This is a genomic window from Maribacter sp. Hel_I_7 (genome assembly GCF_000688315.1).
GTDB classification, from domain to species: domain Bacteria; phylum Bacteroidota; class Bacteroidia; order Flavobacteriales; family Flavobacteriaceae; genus Maribacter; species Maribacter stanieri.
In genome coordinates this window covers 1,923,607-1,937,899 of record NZ_JHZW01000003.1, presented here as the reverse complement: position 1 = coordinate 1,937,899, position 14,293 = coordinate 1,923,607, and the positions used below count along the sequence as shown (strand labels likewise).

Annotated in this window: 14 protein-coding genes; 2 read left to right on the top strand and 12 right to left on the bottom strand. The window is 32.4% G+C overall.

Annotated elements, in window-relative coordinates:
- Nucleotides 1-601: 601 nt before the first annotated feature.
- The 4 genes from P178_RS0120110 to P178_RS0120100 are packed head-to-tail and all read right to left on the bottom strand — an operon-like array spanning nucleotide 602 to nucleotide 4,234.
- Complete coding sequence (locus P178_RS0120110) at nucleotides 602-2,134, bottom strand: cryptochrome/photolyase family protein (RefSeq protein ID WP_027067924.1); 1,533 nt, start codon at nucleotides 2,132-2,134, stop codon at nucleotides 602-604.
- A 20-nt stretch (nucleotides 2,135-2,154) separates the two neighbouring features.
- Complete coding sequence (locus tag P178_RS0120105; protein ID WP_027067923.1) at nucleotides 2,155-3,450, bottom strand: DASH family cryptochrome; 1,296 nt, start codon at nucleotides 3,448-3,450, stop codon at nucleotides 2,155-2,157.
- Nucleotides 3,443-3,598, bottom strand: coding sequence for a DUF2256 domain-containing protein (locus P178_RS23000; protein WP_081819479.1), 156 nt, complete (start codon nucleotides 3,596-3,598; stop codon nucleotides 3,443-3,445). Before P178_RS23000 ends, P178_RS0120105 begins: the two co-directional genes overlap by 8 nt.
- Nucleotides 3,599-4,234 (bottom strand): flavin reductase family protein, encoded by a 636-nt coding sequence (locus P178_RS0120100; protein ID WP_027067922.1) that lies wholly within the window; start codon nucleotides 4,232-4,234, stop codon nucleotides 3,599-3,601.
- A 158-nt stretch (nucleotides 4,235-4,392) separates the two neighbouring features.
- On the opposite strand from P178_RS0120100, the gene P178_RS0120095 reads away from it, so the two are divergent.
- Nucleotides 4,393-5,736 carry an FAD-dependent oxidoreductase gene (locus tag P178_RS0120095; RefSeq protein WP_027067921.1) on the top strand — a complete coding sequence of 448 codons (1,344 nt, stop codon included), beginning with the start codon at nucleotides 4,393-4,395 and terminating at the stop codon, nucleotides 5,734-5,736.
- Here the strand turns inward: P178_RS0120095 and P178_RS0120090 are convergent, their stop codons facing one another.
- The 3 genes from P178_RS0120090 to P178_RS0120080 all read right to left on the bottom strand — a co-directional run bounded on the left by P178_RS0120090 (nucleotide 5,737) and on the right by P178_RS0120080 (nucleotide 8,096).
- Entirely contained in the window at nucleotides 5,737-6,153 is a 417-nt protein-coding gene (locus tag P178_RS0120090) for a DUF4174 domain-containing protein (protein WP_036147239.1), read from the bottom strand.
- A 67-nt stretch (nucleotides 6,154-6,220) separates the two neighbouring features.
- Nucleotides 6,221-7,000: a zinc ribbon domain-containing protein gene (locus P178_RS0120085; protein WP_027067919.1), complete on the bottom strand. Its 780-nt coding sequence runs from the start codon at nucleotides 6,998-7,000 to the stop codon at nucleotides 6,221-6,223.
- A 1-nt stretch (nucleotide 7,001) separates the two neighbouring features.
- On the bottom strand, nucleotides 7,002-8,096 hold the full coding sequence (locus P178_RS0120080; protein WP_027067918.1) for a Nif3-like dinuclear metal center hexameric protein: 1,095 nt from the start codon (nucleotides 8,094-8,096) through the stop codon (nucleotides 7,002-7,004).
- Between the two features lie 51 nt (nucleotides 8,097-8,147).
- On the opposite strand from P178_RS0120080, the gene lpxK reads away from it, so the two are divergent.
- Nucleotides 8,148-9,149 (top strand): tetraacyldisaccharide 4'-kinase, encoded by a 1,002-nt coding sequence (gene lpxK / locus P178_RS0120075; RefSeq protein ID WP_027067917.1) that lies wholly within the window; start codon nucleotides 8,148-8,150, stop codon nucleotides 9,147-9,149.
- Here the strand turns inward: lpxK and P178_RS0120070 are convergent.
- The 5 genes from P178_RS0120070 to P178_RS0120050 all read right to left on the bottom strand — a co-directional run bounded on the left by P178_RS0120070 (nucleotide 9,130) and on the right by P178_RS0120050 (nucleotide 14,249).
- Nucleotides 9,130-11,349 (bottom strand): response regulator, encoded by a 2,220-nt coding sequence (locus P178_RS0120070; protein WP_027067916.1) that lies wholly within the window; start codon nucleotides 11,347-11,349, stop codon nucleotides 9,130-9,132. The two genes, lpxK and P178_RS0120070, sit on opposite strands and share 20 nt — an antisense overlap.
- Nucleotides 11,346-12,356 (bottom strand): type I glyceraldehyde-3-phosphate dehydrogenase, encoded by a 1,011-nt coding sequence (gap, locus tag P178_RS0120065; RefSeq protein ID WP_027067915.1) that lies wholly within the window; start codon nucleotides 12,354-12,356, stop codon nucleotides 11,346-11,348. The genes P178_RS0120070 and gap overlap by 4 nt, the downstream gene beginning before the upstream one ends.
- Nucleotides 12,357-12,458: 102 nt before the next feature.
- On the bottom strand, nucleotides 12,459-13,334 hold the full coding sequence (gene lipA / locus P178_RS0120060; RefSeq protein WP_027067914.1) for a lipoyl synthase: 876 nt from the start codon (nucleotides 13,332-13,334) through the stop codon (nucleotides 12,459-12,461).
- 109 nt (nucleotides 13,335-13,443) lie between these two features.
- A complete protein-coding gene (locus P178_RS0120055) occupies nucleotides 13,444-14,001 on the bottom strand; it encodes an RNA polymerase sigma factor (protein ID WP_027067913.1) in 558 nt (185 codons plus the stop codon).
- 44 nt (nucleotides 14,002-14,045) lie between these two features.
- Nucleotides 14,046-14,249 (bottom strand): hypothetical protein, encoded by a 204-nt coding sequence (locus P178_RS0120050; RefSeq protein WP_027067912.1) that lies wholly within the window; start codon nucleotides 14,247-14,249, stop codon nucleotides 14,046-14,048.
- Nucleotides 14,250-14,293: the final 44 nt, after the last annotated feature.

The following is a 14,293-nucleotide window of genomic DNA, read 5'->3' as shown; positions in this document are numbered from 1 at the left end:
GGATCTAATTCGAATACAAAATTAGCGCCTATCTGTCCAAAATCTAAATTTTATAGTCCACACGATGTTATTCGTCGATGAACATACAGTGGCAAAATAACGCTGATATATTTCGGATATTTAATTCTTGTTGTGAAGTAAGGTAAACCTGTGGTGGTTTCTTTGTAGTCCTTTTTCTTAGGTTATTAATATCGTATTTATTGGATATAGTTAAAGTAAAATATAACTTATTGATTATCAGTTATATATAAATATATAATTGTTAGTTTATTGCTATTGTAATTACAAATTGTAGATTAAATACTTTTTCTGAAATTGTTGTAGATTGTTAAAATAGTTGTCAAAGAGGTGGAAATTAATGTAATTGCACTTTATCGGTAAAATTAGCGTATACAACGTATAACCGTGGTTTTGTACAATAAATAAAGACACAATTCTCTTTCAATTGCTTGTAGAATTTGGGTGAAAATAAGAACATCTATTCTTTCCTACAAAAAGGTGTTTTAATAGATGAAAAATTTTATAAAATGTGCTGTTTATTTAAGTGAGTATAGAAAAGTTTTAATCACTTTTTTACATTTAATTTTATTTACAAAATGTTTTAAAAAGCATCCAAATTTTCAATTATTGAGGCAGCTCTTTTTTGAATTTCTGCTAGTTTGTTTCCGTCCATTTTATTTAATAACGCCATCATCATATTCATGCGTTGATTGTCTTTAAAATGCTCTTTTTTATCTGCTAAAAAATTCCAATAAAGTGAATTAAAGGGACATGCGTTTTCACCAATTTTTTTAGTATGGCTATAATGACAATTACCGCAGTAGCTACTCATTTTATTAATATAATTTGCACTACTAACATAGGGTTTTGTAGCAACGATTCCACCATCTGCAAATTGGCTCATTCCTCTTGTGTTGGTAATTTCTACCCATTCAATAGCATCAATGTATATACCTAAATACCATTTGTCTACTTCATCTGGATCAATTTGCGTCAATAAAGCAAAATTACCAATCACCATAAGTCGCTGAATGTGGTGGGCATAGCTAGAATCTAAACTTTGACCAATTGCTTTTTGTAAACAATTCATTTTGGTTTCGGCTGTCCAAAAGAAATTTGGTAATTTATTTTTATTATTTAACTTATTTAAGTGTTGATAGTCAGGCATTTCTTTCCAGTAAATACCACGCATATATTCTCGCCAGCCCAAAATTTGCCGTACAAATCCTTCTACTTGCGATATTTCAATTTCTTTAGAATTTTCATAATAATGGTCTAAAACTGTATCTATTACCTCTTTGGGAGATATTATTTTGGTATTCATGGCAAATGATAATCGCGAGTGAAATAGGTATTTTTCATCGTCATGCATTGCATCTTGGTAATCGCCAAAATAAGGTAAGAGTTCATTACAGAAATAATCTAAAGTACTTATGCATTCTTTTTTAGTTACTGGCCAGGCAAATGTTCTTGGATTAATAACCCCAATTGTTTCTACGTTACTTTTAGTAAGCTCTTGGATAATTTCTTCAACATTTTTAATAAATTCTTTTTCATGCGGAATACTAGGTTGACCTTTCCATTTGTTTCGGTTACTTTGATCATAGTTCCATTTACCACCTTCAGGTTGATCACTATTCATCATTATTCCATGCTTTTTACGCATCATACGATAAAAGCTCTCCATAACCATTTGTTTTTTACCTTGGTAAAATTCTTTCAGTTCAAATCTGGTAGTATAAAAATGTTCCGTATCATAATGCGAAGATGTTACCTGTAGTGAACTACAAATTTGTTGAAGTTGCTGATCAAGCCTAAATTCATCTGGCAACTGATATTCAAAATTTTCAGCATTATTTTCTTCAATAACTTTTGAAATAATTTTGTTTAGCTGTTGTAGGTTATTTTTATCGTTGAGGGTATAGTATATAAATTGATTACCCTTTGCAGACATGTCATCTTTGAAATTACGCATTGCTAAAAAGAAGGCAACTACTTTTTGTATATGGTGTTTTACATAGTCGGTTTCTTGACGCATTTCTGCCATCAAGTATATAATTTCATCATCTACAGAGTTAAACCAAGAATGATTTTGATTTAATTGATCACCTAAAATTAAACGTACAGTTTTCATATGTTTTTACAATTATAGATTTAAAATAAGGTGTTTTGTAGCCACATACGTTGGTATGTTCCAGAGGCATCGTACCGTTCCGCCTGTAGTTTAATATTAAACTTTCTATCTCTGGGGTCATTACCGACACCACTATTGTACATCCAATTTCCCCAATTACTATGTACGTCATAATCAATCAACATACTTTCAAAATATGCGGCTCCTATACGCCAATCTTGTTCAAGTTCTTTAGACCAGTAACTGGCAACATTTTGTCTACCTCTATTACTCATCCATCCCGTTTGTAAAAGCTCTCTCATATTGGCATTTACAAACGACTCTTTAGTTGTACCATTTATCCAATTGTTTCTATGTGATGAATCTGTTTTCCAGGAGTATGATTTTTGTAAAATACCGTCAATATGAAATATAGAATCTTGGTATTTTAGGGATACATATTTGAAATAATCACGCCAGATAAGTTCAAAAATTAACCAATATGTATCTTGGTTTTTGGTTATTTCCTTTTCAAATTTTTTCACTTCCCAGTAAATCGTTCTAGGTGATATACTACCGTTAGCTAACCAAGCAGATAGTTTAGAACTATAATCGGTACCAATTAATCCGTTTCTTGTTTTCTTATAAAAAGCTAGTTTTTTTGTTTCCCAAAAATAATCTTGAATACGCGCTAAAGCTTCTAGCTCTCCACCTTTAAAAGGGAATGCTGATTTTTGGTGAGGCAAAATTTCTTCAAAGCCTAAATTTTTTAATGTTGGCATGGTATTTTCAAAGCCTATGAGATTTTCTTGAGGCATTTTTGATGAGATATTTTTTAAAGGTCTTATAGAACAATGTGCCTCGCACTTTTTTTTGAAATTTGTAAAAATATATGGTATAGAATTGAAGTCGTGATAGGGGATGTCGTTAGGATGAAATAGAAACTGGTCGTAAACTTCAGTGAATTTAATAGTAGATGATAATTTAGATTTTACATTATTGAGGATAACCTGTTCGTCTCTTGTCCATTCTTTTTGTAAAAAAACAGTATCAATATTTTGAGTTTCTATGAGGTTTGGTAAAAAATCAGCTGATGTGCCGTAATATATGTATAATGAAATGTTGATTTTTGCTAGTTCTTCCTGTAACTGTGTAACAGTTTCTAGTAAAAATTTGGCTCTGTATTTTTCGGTTCTTTTAAATCCGAATTCATCTCTTTCAAAAAACACAGACTCAAAACAATAAAATGCAATAGCTTTAGCACCTTTCATAGCTTCTACAATAGAAGAATTGTCTTGCACTCTTAAATCGTTTCTAAACCAAATTAAATTATTCATCTGTTTTACTTTTGAGTTTGTTGCGTCTACATTTTTCACCACAATATTTTACTTCGTCCCAATTACGCTCCCATTTTTTTCGCCATGCAAATGGTTTCTTGCAAGTAATACATATTTTGGTAGCTAGATTTACTTTTTTATGGGCCACTTACAGTATAGTTTTAGTTGGTTCATTAGGCTTGGCATACCCATATCTGCCTAAAAGAGCAGGTAATGCATAAGCGTCCAAACCATTAACCGTAACACCACTTGTTTTGTCTAATTGTAACCAGCCATCTTCATTAAGAATATTATCTGGTAAATAAATATGTTCAATGGCTCCAATAATAAGAAGACAGCCATTCTCTTTTATTTCATATTCATTAACATAGCTACACCCTAATTTAATAGCACTTTCCTTTACGTAAGGTGCTAGAAAGTTATCTAAATATGATTCTGTTAAATTGGTTTTAGAAAATTCTGAGATATCAACTTCGTAACTAGCGGATGTATGATGGGCATCTTCAATAATATCTTTATTAACTTGATTAACTGTGAAAAAACCTGTTTCCTTAAAATTGGAATAGGTGTTCCTTTTTACCGTTAAAGGTCTAAGGATAAAACCTAACATTGGCGGTGTACTACCTATATGAACAACAGAATTAAAAATGGCTAAATTAGAATTGCCTGTGTTCGATTTAGACCCTAAAAGATTTGCAGATTTGTAACCTGTACAACTATTAATTAAATGAGCTCTATACCTACTAGGCATATTACGTAGGTCCTCTATATTAAAATGTTTCAATGAAAAATATTTTTTGTCTAACAAAAATATTAAAAAATTAAACAAAAAATGAACTTCATTAAGAAAATGATTTGCTTAGTTTATAATAGTAATAACAGAAATTAGGGCATAATTTCATATTTTTAACGTTCACTTAATGTTGGCTTAAAGCCTTAAACATGACCCAAGAAAAAAAGAACATTGCCATAATTGGCTCAGGCTTGGTTGGATCCTTGCTTGCTATTTACTTGAAAAAATACGGACATCAAATAACGGTTTTCGATAGGCGGCCCGATATTAGAAATATTGAATTCTCAGGTAGGTCAATTAATCTTGCGATGAGTAATAGAGGTTGGAATGCGCTAAGGGAAGTGGGTATAGAAGAAGAAATTAAAAAAATTGCCATACCGTTAGATAAACGTGCCATGCATGTTATAGGCAAGCCGGAATATCATCAAAAATATGGTAAGGATGGTGAGGCAATTTGGTCTATTTCTCGTGGTGTTCTAAATAAGCTCATGATAGATTTGGCAGAAAAGAACGGTGTAGAATTTCGTTTCGAGGAAAAAGTATGGGATATTGATTTACCGGGAGCCAAGGTGTTTACAGGTGATAGTGAAAGAGGGGAGTGGACAGAATATCCGTTTGATTTAGTATTTGGGTGTGATGGAGCTTTTTCAAGGGTAAGGCACAAAATGCAACGTCGTAGTAGGTTTGATTATTCTCAAGATTTTATTGATGTAGGTTATAAGGAATTAACAATACCGGCAAACGAAGATGGTTCGCATAAATTAGATAAACATTCTTTTCATATTTGGCCACGAGGTAAGTTTATGTTTATAGCTATGCCCAATTTAGATGGCAGTTTTACATGTACTTTATTTATGCCTTTTGAAGGTGATATTTCTTTTGAAAGTATTGATACTAAAAAAGATGCGGTTCGTTTTTTCAATACTTACTTTCCAAATGTTAAGGATGAAATAGAAAATTTGACCGAAGACTTTTTTAAGAATCCTACAAGCGCCTTGGTAACGATGAAATGCTATCCATGGACATATTGGGATAAAGTTGCTCTTGTGGGCGACTCAGCACACGCGGTAGTACCTTTCTATGGGCAAGGAATGAATGCCGGGTTCGAAGATATTTTTGTGCTAGATGAAATAATAAAGAAATATGGTGATGATTGGGGACGTATTTTTTCAACTTATCAAGAAGTGCGTAAGCCAAACGCCGATGCAATTGCAGAATTAAGCTATCGCAATTTTATTGAAATGAGTAGTAAAACGGCAGATGCTAATTTTTTACTTCAAAAGAAAATAGAAAAACACTTTTCTGGGAAGTACCCAGAAAAATGGGTGCCAGCATATAGTAGGGTTACTTTTTCAAATAGACCTTATGCCGAAGCTCTAGCAGAAGGAGATGCTCAAGAAGAGATTATGAAAGAAGTTATGAAAATCCCAAATATAGCTGAGAAATGGGATAGTGAAGAAGTTGAAAAGATGATGCTTAAACTAATAGGGTAACTAATTCTTCAACTTCATTTCGCTCATGCGCATTGGCATGCTATCAATACGGTTAAAAAGTGCTACTAAATTTATAGGATATGCTGCTTTTAACTTTATACCGCCATCCTTTCCAATTAATATGTAGCCATCATAAGAAATAGGTAATGCGTCTGGGGTTTTAAGATTGATGGAGTTATTAGAAGTGTTTGCAAATTTTCCATTCTCATATATAAATACAATTATATCTCTTTCTTCAAATTCGATATTGCTTTGTTTGATTTCTTTTAGGGCAGAGTTCACTTCTTCAACATTAATATTGTCATTACAAAGAATAATGATTCTATTTTTCCAAGTGTAGTCGGCAATATCTTGTGCAGAAGAGTAGAAGCCTTGTATTATCATTAATAGAAGAATAATTTTTAAAGAGTTCATCATGATTAATATAAACAAAAAAAGCCATCTTTTTAAAGATGGCTTTTTCTAATATATTCAATGTTTACTACTATAATTTAGAAAACATTTTTTGCATTTTTTCACTTTCTTCTTCAGCTAAAGTAGGATCAACTAAGATACGACCACTGTGCTCATCTGTAATAATCTTCTTTCTAGAAGCTATTTCAACCTGAACCTGAGGTGGAATAGTAAAGAAAGATCCACCAGAAGCACCTCTTTCAATTGGCACAACAGCTAAACCATTCTTAACATTGTTACGAATACGTGCATATGCCTTTACTAAACGCTCTTCAATTTTATCCTGAAATTTAATTGACTCTTCAAGTAAAGCTTTTTCCTCTTTTTCTGTTTCAGCAAGAATAGCGTTTAATTCACTTTTCTTATGCTTAAGGTGTGCTTCACGCTCAGACAAACGTTCTTTAGTTTCAGAAATAACAGCTTTCTTCTGATCAATTTGAGCTTTAAATTCTTTTATATTCTTTTCAGCCAATTGAATTTCTAATTCTTGAAACTCTAATTCTTTACTGATAGAATTGAATTCTCTACTGTTACGAACATTCTTTTGTTGCTCGCCGTATTTTTTAATTAAAGTCTTTGCTTCTTCAATAAGGTTTTTCTTAGCACCGATTTCAAAGTTTATATTCTCTAAATCAGATTTAAGTTTATCCATTCTCGTTTTTAGGCCAAGGACTTCATCTTCCAAATCTTCTACTTCTAAAGGTAGTTCACCACGAACATTCCTTATTTCATCAACCCTAGAATCAATTAATTGCAAATCATATAATGCTCTTAACTTTGCTTCTACAGATGAATCTTCTTTTTTTGCCATATTAAAAATAATTGATGGGATTTGTTATACTTTCCGATAAATGGATTGCAAAATTAGGAATTTTTTTCGTAAGATAATCAACTAAAAGGTTTTTTGTAAACTGCTCAGTTTCAAAGTGTCCAATATCTGCCAAAACTATTTGGTTTTCAGCCTCGTAAAACTGATGGTATTTAAGGTCTGCAGTAATAAAAACGTCTGCTCCGGCAGCTTTTGCCGCTCCAATGGCAAAAGATCCACTACCACCCAACACAGCTACCTTTTTAATAGGTTTATTTAAAAAATTAGAATGCCTTACTAGTTTAGCGTTCATTTTAAGCTTTAAACTGGTTAGAAATTCAGTTTCTGTAACTTCATTTTCTAATTCTCCAATCATACCAATACCAATATATGGGTTGGTATTTTCTATAGATTGAATATCGAAAGCGACCTCTTCATATGGATGTGAACTCTGTAATGATTTAATAATTGCAGATTCATTGTTCTTTCCAAAAACGCATGTTAGCATTGTTTCCCTTTCAGTATGGTTTGTTCCAATAGTACCTTTCGTAGGGTTTGCATTTTTATTTGCTTTGTAACTACCATTGCCTTCTACAGAAAAACTACACTCGGAATAGTTGCCTATTTCTCCTGCACCAGCTTTAAATAGCACATTTTTAACATCTTCTAAACTATCTGTAGGTACGTAGGTTGTTAGTTTTTTTATAGTGCTTTTTTGCGGAATTAATATTTTGGTGTTTGTAAGACCAAGCTTTTCACTAATTTTTGCATTTACCCCATGTCTAGCATTATCTAGAGCAGTATGGTTAGAGTAGATAGCAATATCATTTTTAATAGCTTTTATAACGACACGTTCCACATAATTTTTTCCTGTAATTTTTTTCAATCCGCCGAAAACAATTGGGTGAAAGCTTACAATTAAGTTGCAATTTTTAGCAATGGCTTCGTCAATGACATTTTCTAATGTGTCTAAGGTTACAAGTACGCCGCTAACCTCTGTATTGGCGTTACCAACTAGCAAACCTACATTGTCAAAATCTTCGGCAAAGGCTAAAGGAGCAAAGTCTTCTAAAATTTGGGTGATGTCTTTTACGGTCATTTTATTGGAATAATAAGATTTTCAAAGATAAATTATTATAATTTCGTTCTGATGCAGGTATTACGAAAACTTCTTTTTCCTATTTCATTAATCTACGGGTTAATAGTATATCTCAGAAATCGATTGTATGATTTAGGGATTTTTTCTTCAAAATCATTTTCAACGAAAACTATTTGTGTAGGTAATTTAAGTGTTGGCGGTACGGGTAAAACTCCAATGATAGAACTACTGGTGAAATCTCTTTCAGACACTTATAAAGTTGCTGTTTTAAGTAGAGGTTATAAAAGAAAATCGGAAGGGTTTCTACTTTCAACATCATCTACAAGTGTTGAGGATATGGGTGATGAACCTTTTCAGATGAAAAGTAAATTTCCTAAAGTTCATGTTGCCGTAGATGCTAATAGAAGAAATGGCATAACAGAACTTGAACAGAAAATTAAACCTGATGTTATTCTGTTAGATGATGCTTTTCAACATAGAAAAGTAAAACCAGATTTTTCCATATTATTAACTGCATATGGAGAGTTATATATGGAAGATTGGTATTTGCCTACAGGTAACTTACGGGATACAAAAGGCGAAGCTAAAAGAGCAAATATTATTGTGGTGACTAAATGTCCTTCAGATATTTCTAAATCAGTGAGGGATAGCATTCGGGTGAAAATTAATCCGAAGTCTCATCAAAAAGTATTGTTTAGTTATTTGGCATATAATAAAGAATTAAAAGGCGCTGAAGCTTCGTTAGATTCTCTTAAAGGGAAAATGGTAACGCTGGTAACAGGTATAGCAAATCCTACACCATTGGAAAAATTTTTACTTTCAGAAGGACTCAAATTTGATCATTTGAAATTTAAGGATCATCATTTTTTTACAGCGGAAGAACTTGAAGTTTTAAAAGAAAAAGAATGCATCCTTACCACTGAAAAAGATTATGTACGTTTAAAAGATAAGATTACAAAGTTGCACTATATTGAAGTGAAACATGAATTTTTAGAAGATGGGATGGAGCTGTTGAATACAGACTTGCAACAGTTTATGATAAAGGTTTCTTAGTTCTTTTGTCAAAAATATTTTCACCTATTTTTTGATAAAATACTTCAGGTTTAAATGGTTTAGTAACCACATCGTCACACCCAGCGGCATAAAAACTCTCTAAACTATCATCTAATGAAATTGCTGTTAATGCAATAATTGGAGTGTCTTGATTAAATTTTCTAATCTCAATAGTGGCTTCTTCACCGCTTATCCCTGGCATATGAATATCCATAAGAATTGCATCATATACATTCTCTTGGGCTAAGGTGATTGCTTCATGTCCGTTGTTGGCAATATCAGAGGTCATGTCTCTTTTAGAAAGCATCTTTTTGGTGATAACCTGATTAATCTTATTGTCTTCAACGATTAACAAGTGAAGATTTTTGAAATCATAATCTTTAGGTGTAATTTCAAAAGTAACATCTTCAGAAATATCCTCTAAACTCTTCATTTTAATTTCAAAGAAGAAAGAGCTACCTACATCTAAGTTACTTTCCAGTTCAATTTTACTATTGAACAATCCTAAAAGACTTTTCACAATGGTTAGTCCTAAGCCGGTTCCGCCATATTCCCTATTAATTTGAATAGAGCCTTGTTCAAAACCTTCAAAAATACTTTTTTGTTTTTCCTTAGAAATACCAATGCCATTGTCATTAACTTCAAAATAGATAGTTACATCATCTTGAACTTTGTTCAATAATTTAGCAATAACTTTTACTTCTCCACCTTTGGTAAACTTGATAGAGTTACCGATTAAGTTCATGAAAACTTGAGAAAGTTTTAATGGATCGCTCAGTAAATGTCCAGGTATATCTGAATCGTACTCTAAGGTCAATTTTGTGTTGTTAGACTTTGCACTTTGACTTAAAGAATTTATAACCTCATTGATAACCTTATTAAGGTTAAACTCCATATTAAGAGGTTCTAACTTATTAGCGTCAATTTTATTGATATGAAGAATATCGTTAATGAAATTGAGAAGGTAATCTCCAGAAAATTTCAAAGCTTTTAAATGCTCTTTTTGATGTTCCTCTGGATTTTCCTCTAATAAGAGGTGGGTAAGGCCAGTAACAGCATATAACGGAGTTCTAAGTTCGTGACTAACCGTTGAAAGAAAGTTTGTCTTTGCTTCCATAGCTTGTACGGCACCATCTCGCGCAATCTGTAATTCTTTATTTTTAGTCTGTAATAAGTCGTTTGTTTTTAACTTAATTTGATTGTTTCTGTATAAGGTAACAGCTAAAAGAGATATTATTATTAAAAATGCAGAAGTTAAAATGGCAGTAAGTTCAGACCTATTTTGAGACTCTGTGAGTTCTTCTATTTTCTTTTCTTGGCGTGCTATTTCTTCAGTTTTGTAATCATCTCTAATCTTGTCTGCCGTTTTAGCTTCAATTTTATTCTTATCGATATTAAAAATTGAATCTTTTAACTGAACTAAATTTTGACTGTTTACAAGAGATTTTTGATATAATCCTAGTCTTTCATATACAGAAGATAAAAGTGTATTAGAATTTTTGATGTCTTTTAAAAATCCGTTATCGGTGGCAAGGCTTAATGCATTCTCTCCATTTTTTGCAGCTTCAGGTAAATTGTCAATTTTTAAATTGAGTTCTGCTAATGTTAAGTATGCTTGTGTAGTAAGGTATTCCTTTTCGTAAAGATCGGTGTTTACAATAAGGGAATTTAAATTTTTTGTGGCGCTATCGTATTTTTCTAAGCTGAGGTATACTTTAGCCTCGGTCAATAATAAATTATTATAAAAATTACGATCGTTATTAAGTTGTTTTGCTTCGTTAAGCATAAACAATGACTGAAAATTTCTATTACTTCTGTGTAAAAGAATCGCTTCAATATACTTATGCATTCCGTCACCATAGGGGTAAGCAACATCTTTTAATAAAACACTTGCGCGATCCCAATAGAATTCGGTGTCACCTTCTTTGTCTATTTTTAAATAGACAAGGGCAAGTTCATGTAAGCTATCTATAAGTCCTTTTATGTCTTCGCCCTTCTCAGCTTCATTCGCTGCCGTATTTAAGGTTTCTAATGCCAGATCTATTTTATCTTGATTTTTAAACTTTCTAGCTTGATCAAAATAAGGTTGAATGTCTGTTTGTGGAATTGGATCTTGTGAAAATACAGCGGTTGTAGTCGCCAAAATTACAATGGGGACTAGTAAGATTTTAAATACTTTATTTAAAAAAAAGATCTTCAAATATAATTTTTAATACTAATGAAGTTAATTAAATCTATAATTCTGCTGCTATATCCGGTTTCGTTATCGTACCAACCAATAATTTTAACCATTTTTCCTATGACTGAAGTCATTAATGAATCAAACGTACAAGAATAACAACTATTGTTTATATCTATAGAAACTATTGGGTCACTTGTATAATGAACAATATTTTTAAATTCGTTTTTTGATGCTTTTTCAAATGTAGAGTTTATTTCATCAATACTTGTAGCCCTTTTTACATTTAAGGTTATGTCTGTTAATGATCCATTAGGTACAGGTACACGTATACCACAACCTCCAATAGTATCTGCCAATTCTGGAAAAATTTTGGTAAGTGCTTTTGCGGCACCTGTGGTTGTAGGTACAATAGATTGCGATGCGGCACGGGCTCTTCTTAAGTCTCTATGCGGTTGGTCATGCAAGCTTTGATCCGTAGTATAGGAATGTATAGTTGTAATATAAGCTTGTTCAATACCGCAAAGATCATTGATAATCTTAATCATTGGAGCAGCATTGTTAGTGGTACAAGATGCGTTTGAAATGATATCATCAGATTTTGTCAACGTATTTTCATTGATGCCAAAAACAATCATTTTTATGTCATCTTCTGCAGGTGGGACAGAAAGAATTACTTTTTTAGCTCCATTTTTGATATGAAAGGATAAGGTTTCTTTATCCTTGAATTTACCAGTACACTCCACAACCAAATCAACCGCTGCAGATCCCCATTTTATTTCAGAAGGATGAGATTCGTTAAATAATATAATAGGTGTATCATTAACAATAATATGCTTTTCATCGCAAGAAATGGTGTGAGGAGAAGTACCATGAATACTATCGTATTTTAATAAGTGAGATAGGGTTCTGGTATCTGCCAAATCATTTATGGCAACAACATTTAAATTTTCATGTTCTTGCATTAGGCGAAATAGGGTTCTGCCTATTCTTCCAAAACCATTGATGCCTATGTTTAATTTTTGCATTGGTTATAGTAGCATATAAATAATTATACTAATGGTTCTATGAAATTAAGAACTAGTAACCATTAGTGTTTAATTCAATAAAATAAGAGTGTTTTCTTGAAACTATAGAATGTGCTTGTGTGCTTTGTAAGAAGATCTAACTAGTGCACCGCTTTCTACATGTCTAAAGCCCATTTCAAGACCTATATCCTCATATTTTTTAAATTGTTCTGGTGTTATGAACTCTTTAACCGGTAAATGCTTTTTAGATGGCTGTAAGTATTGACCAATAGTAACAACATCAACATCAACCTTGCGAAGGTCTGCTAAAGTAGTTATTACCTCGTCTTCATGTTCTCCCAAACCTAGCATGATACCAGATTTAGTTCTATTGATACCTTGTTTTTTTAAGTAATTAAGAGCTTCTAAACTACGCTCATATTTTGCTTGAATACGAACCTCCCTAGTAAGTCTTTTTACAGTTTCCATGTTATGTGAAACAACTTCTGGTGAAACTGCTATAATTCTATCCAAATGCTTCTCTATACCTTGAAAATCTGGTATTAAGGTTTCCAAGGTTGTTGTAGGGTTCATTCTTCGAATAGCCTTAACGGTTTCTGCCCATATAATAGAGCCCATGTCTTTAAGGTCATCTCTGTCAACTGAAGTAACTACAGCATGCTTAATGCCCATAATTTTTATAGATCTTGCTACTTTTTCAGGTTCTGCCCAATCCACATTTTCTGGTCTGCCAGTTTTAACGCCGCAAAAACCACATGATCTGGTACATACATTACCTAATATCATAAATGTTGCGGTACCTTCTCCCCAGCATTCACCCATATTTGGACAACTACCACTGGTGCAAATAGTATGCAGGTCGTACTTGTCAACCAAGCCTCTAAGTTGAGTGTATTTTTTACCGGTAGGTAATTTTACCCTTAACCATTTCGGTTTACCTTTTGGTGGAGCTACATTTTCTTTTAAAACTGTTGACATGCTTTAATTTTAATACAAATATACAAACTAATAAAGTGAGGATAAAGTAGAATTACATACTGCACAAATGAGTTTGAATTATAAGATTTTTTAGTGTTGGGGAAGCTATTTATTTTCTAGCCTTAATAATTTCGGAAAGTAATTTTTTTGCCCTTAATAATTTAACCTTAACGCTGTTAATAGGTTCATTTAAATTGGTGGCTATATCGGCATAGCTCAATTCATTAAAATACCTCAGATTAATAACAGCTTGGTAATGCGGTTTTAATTTTTTGATATCTCTAAGAAGATCTGCTAAGTTTTGCTCTTGAATTAATTGATCTTCCATAGAAGGGGAAACATCTAGCGCACTTGAAATGGCTTCAGAATTACTTCTGGAATCTAGTAGGCTTTTTTTACGTTTTCTAACTAAATCAATATGGATATTCTTAGAAATGGCAATTAACCAAGTTTTAAAAACATACGAATCATTGTAGGTGTGTATTTTATCAAATGCCTTTGAAAATGTCTGTATGGTTATATCTTCAGAATCATTTTCATTTTCAGTACGTTTTAGTTGAAAACCGTAAACATCGTTCCAGAACATATCTAATAAACGACTAAAGGCAATTTGGTTGCCCTCTTTCGCTTTTAAAATAGTTTCGTCTAAAGTGTCTGTGTTGTTCAAATACTGGTTTTGGTATGCGTTAGGTTAAGATAAAGATTTTTTATCTATTCTGTAATGGAATCTTTCTTGCAATCTTGTTCGCTAGGTAATTTACCGCACATTCCACATGCTTGTCCATCTTGATTTAAAAAAGGACTTTGACTAGCGCAAGTTCCCGCAAATTCTCCATCTTTTTTAGACCATATTTTTATGGCAATACCTGCAAAAGCCAATGCTAACAACCCAATGGTTAATAATACTAGTTTCATATAAAAAATTTATGCAAAGATAAAAAATAAAGCCCCAAAAATGG